This window comes from Actinoplanes sp. ATCC 53533, from assembly GCF_003947245.1.
Genome location: NZ_QHHV01000558.1, coordinates 1 through 906, shown reverse-complemented (window position 1 = coordinate 906; position 906 = coordinate 1). Strand labels below are relative to the sequence as shown.

At 64.7% G+C, this 906-nt stretch carries 1 protein-coding gene; it reads left to right on the top strand.

Going from position 1 to position 906, the window contains the following annotated elements; genetic code table 11:
* Positions 1 to 906: hypothetical protein (locus DMB66_RS62245; RefSeq protein WP_199753318.1), on the top strand; the 906-nt coding region annotated here is incomplete at both ends.

The following is a 906-nucleotide window of genomic DNA, read 5'->3' as shown; positions in this document are numbered from 1 at the left end:
ATGATCCGATCGGACCTCGACGAACGCGGCTACACCGTGGAAGCCGAGGACTTCCGCTCCTACGTGGCCACACGCCTGGAGCGCAACGGGATCACCGTCGCCGTGACCGAAGCCCAGGACTTCTCTGCGATCATCCGCCGCCGCCTCTTCGACCGGGCCACCGATCTGCCGATTCAGCTCTTGGCCGCCCAATGGCGTGCCGGCGCGGACAGCGCCTGGCAGGAGCAGGTGTTCGGGCGTCTCGGTGCCAGCCGCAACCTCGCAGGCTTCAGTGATCGGCTGGCTACGAGTTATCCCTTCTCACCGGACCTCATGGCACTCGTAAGAGAAGACTGGTCCCGCCACGCCGGCTTCCAGCGAGTTCGCTCCACGGTAGAGATTTTCGCAGCGACTGCCTACCACTGGATCCGCGAACACACCGCCGGCCATTGGGCCCCTGAGCTAGTCGGTGTCGGTGACCTACCGCTTCCCGTGGTGGTCGAGCAGATTCTGTCCTCGGGTCTTCTGCACGGCAATGAGCGAGCAGTCCAAGGCTTCCGCCAGGTTGCTGCGACCGACGTGGTAACCAAGGACGGAACTCAAGGACGGGCTCGGGAACTCGACGAGATCCTCACCGATCGTGGTGCCGATGCCGGTCAGCCACACCCAGCGCTTCGCATGGCCACCGCACTTTACTGCTACTCCCTGGTTCCCCGCGCGCAGGCCAAGCGGGGCGCTACCAAACCAGAACTCCTCGCAGCCATCTACCGACCGGAAGGCGTGTCGTTCCATGCGGCCGAGGAGGTATTCAACGTCCTCATCAGCGACGAGGAGGGCCTCGGTGCCCTCGACGTGACCGACACTGCCGCCGGCCGAGGACTCGCCCGCTACCACTTGGCTGTGGCCCAGAACCTGCGCATGTTCTTC